This window comes from Corynebacterium sp. HMSC28B08, assembly GCF_001806865.1.
Classification (GTDB): domain Bacteria; phylum Actinomycetota; class Actinomycetes; order Mycobacteriales; family Mycobacteriaceae; genus Corynebacterium; species Corynebacterium auriscanis.
In genome coordinates, this window is record NZ_KV786132.1 from 1 (window position 1) to 5335 (window position 5335).

Below are 5335 nucleotides of genomic sequence, written 5' to 3' on the forward strand. Positions count from 1 at the left end.
GCCCGGTAGAGATAGCACCACGTGCCGCCGACCCGAATATAGGTCTCATCCACCCGCCAGGACCGGGCCTGCCAGTCAGGTACCTGCCGGTACCACCGAGTGTGCTTATCCAGCTCAGGGGCGTATTTCTGCACCCAGCGGTAAATCGTGGTGTGATCGACCGGCACACCCCGCTCGGTCATCATTTCTTCGAGATCGCGGTAGCTCACCCCGTAGCGGCAGTACCACCGCACCGCCCACAGAATGATGTCACGGGGGAAATGCCGACCGGAGAAGATGCCCATGGCTCTGATTATTTCACGCCGGTCTTTCTACTGCCCCAACTTTGCAACAGCACCATTGATCGCGGTTCCATCCGCACCCAACTCAACAGCTTCGTATCCCACTGACGACCACGCATCGACGAGTGGCGGGAGACCGGCAAAAGCACACTGAGAAGTCCCACGCCCAACAGTTCTGGTCCGACCTCTTGCGTTGCTTCGGCATCATTCCCGACCGCATTGATCTGTTCGAGCGCGACGCCGCACGCGCCTCCACCGGCGGTGGCGGCTACATCGACCTGTTCTGGTCAGGAGTCGCCCTCGGCGAAGCCAAGTCCCTCGGCGCAGACCTCTCGAAAGCCTTCGACCAAGCCCTGGAACTACCTCGCTGGAGGCTCCATCGGTCAGCACAAATGGCCGAAGTTCACTCTCGTCGCCGATTTTGAGTACCTTCGCCTGCCACAGTCAGAGGAGGGCTCCTGGACACACGTTCACTATCGATGACTTAACCGACTCATCTTCCCTGCCGAACAAGAAACCATCACCACAGACGAAGAGTAAACCTCCCCTCTACACATCCAGGATGATTTCATCCCCCAGTCACCAATTTTCATTTCAAAGGAAACCCTCTGGTGCTACTGTCGGATTTAACCACTCACCGCAGCGAAAGATAACCACCATGGCTCGACCATCGCGCACCATCTCAGCCCTCCTTTTTTCCGCCGCCCTCAGCATCGGCTTGGCCCCGGTTGCCCAGCCCCAACCTGCTCAGGCGCCAACAGTCACTAATGCTCCTACCGAGAGTAAAGCCGATCAAGTTGCACCCGGACGGGAAAATCTCGAACCCTCAGAACCAGGCTTCGACGACAACACCGTAGATAATCAAACCGGTGCAAATTGGCGCCCCACGGTCAACCCCAACGATGAAATCACCCCGGGACAAATGCGTTCCGACAAGGAAGAAATCCCCGGAGGCTTCACCAAAGAACAAGCCAACCAAGCTGAAATACAAGAAGCCAAAGAACAAGCATCACAAACCCGTTCCGGAATACAAACTCTTGCTGCTGTAAACACATGCCGGACATACTGGCCCAGCCCATACAAAGTCTGTGGGAAAATCCGAGAAAAGTACGATTCTCTCGGCGGCCCGCAGAGCTTTTTGACCTGGCCAAAATCTGACGAGCTGACGGTTCCAGATGGAGTGGGGCGACGCAATGAGTTTGCCAATGGCTTTATCTATTGGCATCCCAACACAGGAGCCCATCCCATCACCACACACTTTTCTATTGCCTGGGCTCGCACCGGCTGGGAACGCGGTCCGTTGGGCTATCCGACCACCGATGAATTCGGCCTATCTGATGGAATCGGACGCAAACAATCTTTCGAACATGGCCACATCTACGGTTCTCTCGCAGGGCTGGCAAGCATCCACGGCGCCATCTACGACAAGTGGATCCAGACAGGCGCCGAAAAGGGCCCCTTGGGTTATCCCGTTACCGATGAAACAAAAACCCCTGATGGAATCGGACGATTCAACCGATTCACTGGCGGAATGATCTACTGGCACCCAAAACATGGAGCACATTTCATCAAGGGAAATATGCTCGATCAGTGGGGAACTGCCGGATATGAAAAAAGCACTCTCGGATACCCCACAGAGGATCCGCAGAACAATGGTCAAGCATTACAATCTCAAAGGTTCCAGCACGGTCGCTTGCATGGTGGAATAGGCGGAGCGCCCATAGCTGGAACCGCCCTAACTTTCAGTATTGGTATTGTTTTCGAAGAAGACCTTCAGGCATCAGTCCTACCAAACGGAATAAGGCTAGAATCTGCGAATTTTAAAACAGAGATAACATCTGATTACACATGGGATATTTCTCTCATGATGAACAGGAAAAATGCGTCTGCGCCGCGAACTTTTAGCTTCCTAGTTGGCATGCCCTCTGGCTATCGAGTTGCGCACCACCCGTACCGAACAAGCCTAATCAGCCCTACGGGAGATGAAATCGGCGCAATTGGAACACCTGTCACCTATAATAAATACCGACAAAATGTTCCAATGACCAGCGCTGTAAACAAGGGACTCGTAACCTATACCTTTGGCAGTCCTGAAGCAGTCAACAATGCCTCCCGCCAGGCATTGTTCCAGAATGGTGACGACAATGCAGGTGAGGCGCTATCAAGGACCGACGCATCAAGCAAATATTGGTATGAGAATCCCTCTACTGGGCAGTACCCTGTAAAGACTTGCTCTTTCAGCGCATTTGACTGCTCACGATCCCTTCGCGCATGGAAGGACTCTGTAGCCTTCTCAGAAGAGCAATGGGGGAGCGACCTAGCCGATAATAAAGGCGACGCGACAAGACACTGCAGCTGGATGGGAATGACCACTGAAGCTTCTAATGCTGATTTTGCCCGCGAATTAGCGGATGCCCACGAGAAGACGCCAAACAATCCCGAAAAATCTAGACTTATGGACGAGTTCAATAACATCACAGGCATTGCCACAGGCCTAAGGAATGAGGGCAATCCAGGTCAGATAAAGAATATCTGTCTGGAGTACGCAAAAATCGCAAAACTAACCAACGATCCAGCGAGTGAATTTCCAAATCAAGAGGGGAATTCACTGATAGTGATACGATGAAGAAAGCGATCAAGATTTTAATTTACGGGAACGTGACAGTTTCCGCAATCGTTCTTCTATTCCTTTTGCTGGATTGGTCACCAACGCAAAATAACATCGACGACAGCCACAGACTCTTCGCTGCGATACTATTCATTTTTTTGTCGACGCTCAGTTTAATTCTTTCAGCATCTTCTCTTCTTGTTCAAAAGATAAAGAGTGGCCATTGGAACACACGCAAACTTAAACCGCTGTTTTTTGTCGGTTTGTCTGCACTCCTTCTAACGTTGACAACATCGCTTACGCCAGATGATTTTGTATCTTCCCGCGATGAGTTCGAATTGTTAGCAAGAGAAGTTGAGCGAAAACCGCTGGACTGGGAAGAAGGATACGGATTCAAAGAACCTCGACAAGTCGGTAGCGCCGAAGTTCTTTCCGTCAGACACGATCACTCTGGCGCTGTCATCGTTACCGATGCTGACAGCTCAGCGATATGGTCTATTCAAGGTTGGATTAAAGCTCCAACCCAAACCGCGCCGTCCATCCCCGGGACAGAGATTCGCCACCTCTCAGAGAATTGGTACACCTTCCGCAGCCGGTAGAAACAAGCGTCATTTCTTCAATATCCGATTTTTCAAACATAATATCTAATCACTTAAAGATCGCTTTATGATAGATACGTATAGAGTGTCGTCCTTCCAATCCCGAGCCGTCGCGCCACTTCCGTTGGCACACCAGCGGACACCCACGCGTGGGCTTGAGCGACTTGCTCATCGGTGAGCGCTTTCGCCCGCCCCTTGTAGACGCCGCGCTCCTTCGCTCGGGCGATACCTTCGGCCTGGCGCTCGCGGATGATGGAGCGCTCAAACTCCGCCACCGATCCCAACAATCCGAGCATGAGTTTCGCAACCGGTGTGGAATCTTTTGAGTAGGTCTGACCTTCTTTGAGGAACCGCACCGAGACGCCGCGCGAGGTTAGGTCGTCAACGATGGAATGTAGATCGGACAGGGAGCGAGCGAGACGATCCATGGACGTCACAATCAGCTGATCGCCCTTGCGGACATATCTCAGGGCTTCTTCCAGCCCTGGACGCTGCCGCGTTGAACCAGTCATCCGATCCTCATAGAGCGAGAAGACCCCCTCTTTGCGCAACAGCTCAGTCTGCCGTTCCAGGTTTTGATCTTTGGAGCTCACGCGGGCGTAGCCGACTTTTTCGCCGACAATAGCCTCAGGCTGTTCGGCAATGTCTAGGGGTAACGACACATCTGTTCGGTTATCCATAAATCAACCCTAGCGAACAGGAGTTCTTGTGATTTACAAACTGTTCGTTTGGGGTGTACCCATTCGATACATAAGAAGACCTAGGCAGATGGTTTCATATGTTCGTAGTGTGCCAACTTTTCCCAAACTTCTCGCGCCTATTGGGTTTCCTCTCGGTGCGACGAAAGATGGGGAGGTGGTCTTCGTAACCAAACCTTGAGTAACTGTACAGGGATGAGCGAACAGTAAAAGGCTGAGAACCAAGGGTATTATGTTTGCCTTTCTGAGCGTAAGCTCACAATCGGGTTCTCTCTAAAGGAACTCTATCCCCTTGGGGAAACGGATATCGTTAAGCATTTCTCTTAGAAAGGTGCCCAAATGAGTTCACTTGCAGTAGGTGGAAGCTACCTATTGGCCGCGGCCCTTGCCGGCGATGCACTCATGTCAATTAAACCTCCGAAGTTCATCAGCCGATGCCTAAGTGGCGTCAACTTTCCTAAGGACTGGTGGTGGGCACTAATCGGAATCAAGGCACTCGCAGCGGCAGGCCTAATTGCCGGAGCTGCCATCGGTGACGCTTCGGTCACAACAACGGTGTCGGTAGGCGTACTTGGATACTTCATCTTCGCCATCATCGCCCACATGAAAGCAAGGTTCCTCAAGCAGGAATTCTGGGTTAACTGCCTTGGCATGACAGCGCTCAGCGCTGCAGTTCTCGCGGTCAATGCGGCAGCAATGTGATGACTTCTACTTTGAAGTTGAGGCAGGATCCTAGCCCGTATCTAAGTGAGCTGTTCAACTCCGAGTACCCCAGCAGCGCACCTTCTTAGTAGACACACCTACGAACGTTCGGTGCTGTTGCAAAGTTGGGGGCAGTAGAAAAACCGGCGTGAAATAATCAGAGCCATGAGCATCTTCTCCGGTCGGCATTTCCCCGTGACATCACCCTGTGGACGGTGCGGTGGTACTACCGCTACGGGGTGAGCTACCGCGATCTCGAAGAAATGATGACCGAGCCGGGTGTGCCAGTCGATCACACCACGATCTACCGCTGGGTGCAGAAATACGCCCCTGAGCTAGATAAGCACACTCGGTGGTACCGGCAGGTACCCGACTAGCAGGCCCGGTCCTGGCGGGTAGATGAGACCTATATCCGGGTCGGCGGCACGTGGTGCTATCTCTACCGGG

Annotated in this window: 6 protein-coding genes and 1 pseudogene; 5 read left to right on the forward strand and 2 right to left on the reverse strand. The window is 52.6% G+C overall.

Features of this window, described 5'->3' with window-relative positions; genetic code table 11:
• Window positions 1–284, reverse strand: a 284-nt coding sequence (locus HMPREF3098_RS00120; protein WP_141739599.1) for an IS6 family transposase, incomplete at its 3' end; no start/stop codon positions are given.
• A 122-nt stretch (window positions 285–406) separates the two neighbouring features.
• On the opposite strand from HMPREF3098_RS00120, the gene HMPREF3098_RS10795 reads away from it, so the two are divergent.
• The 3 genes from HMPREF3098_RS10795 (at window position 407) to HMPREF3098_RS00135 (ending at window position 3488) form a co-directional block, all read left to right on the forward strand.
• Entirely contained in the window at window positions 407–706 is a 300-nt protein-coding gene (locus HMPREF3098_RS10795; RefSeq protein WP_070433535.1) for a type IIL restriction-modification enzyme MmeI, read from the forward strand.
• A 233-nt stretch (window positions 707–939) separates the two neighbouring features.
• The gene (locus HMPREF3098_RS10800) at window positions 940–2907 is read left to right on the forward strand and encodes an LGFP repeat-containing protein (RefSeq protein WP_083283846.1); all 1968 of its coding nucleotides are present in this window, start codon (window positions 940–942) and stop codon (window positions 2905–2907) included.
• Entirely contained in the window at window positions 2904–3488 is a 585-nt protein-coding gene (locus tag HMPREF3098_RS00135; RefSeq protein ID WP_070433536.1) for a hypothetical protein, read from the forward strand. Before HMPREF3098_RS10800 ends, HMPREF3098_RS00135 begins: the two co-directional genes overlap by 4 nt.
• A 65-nt stretch (window positions 3489–3553) precedes the next feature.
• Here the strand turns inward: HMPREF3098_RS00135 and HMPREF3098_RS00140 are convergent, their stop codons facing one another.
• Window positions 3554–4168, reverse strand: a complete 615-nt coding sequence (locus HMPREF3098_RS00140) for a recombinase family protein (protein ID WP_070433537.1) — start codon at window positions 4166–4168, stop codon at window positions 3554–3556.
• A gap of 357 nt (window positions 4169–4525) precedes the next feature.
• Between HMPREF3098_RS00140 and HMPREF3098_RS00145 the strand changes: the two genes are divergently transcribed.
• Entirely contained in the window at window positions 4526–4888 is a 363-nt protein-coding gene (locus tag HMPREF3098_RS00145) for a DoxX family protein (protein WP_070433538.1), read from the forward strand.
• 165 nt (window positions 4889–5053) lie between these two features.
• Window positions 5054–5335 (forward strand): annotated as a pseudogene (locus HMPREF3098_RS11140) (transposase); the annotation flags it as partial.

What these genes read in the sequence shown, in the direction of transcription:
- HMPREF3098_RS00145 (WP_070433538.1), top strand. Translation starts at nt 4,526, where the DNA reads ATGAGTTCACTTGCAGTAGGTGGAAGCTACCTATTGGCCGCGGCCCTT.
- HMPREF3098_RS00135 (WP_070433536.1), top strand. Translation starts at nt 2,904, where the DNA reads ATGAAGAAAGCGATCAAGATTTTAATTTACGGGAACGTGACAGTTTCC.
- HMPREF3098_RS00140 (WP_070433537.1), bottom strand. Translation starts at nt 4,168, where the DNA reads ATGGATAACCGAACAGATGTGTCGTTACCCCTAGACATTGCCGAACAG.
- HMPREF3098_RS10800 (WP_083283846.1), top strand. Translation starts at nt 940, where the DNA reads ATGGCTCGACCATCGCGCACCATCTCAGCCCTCCTTTTTTCCGCCGCC.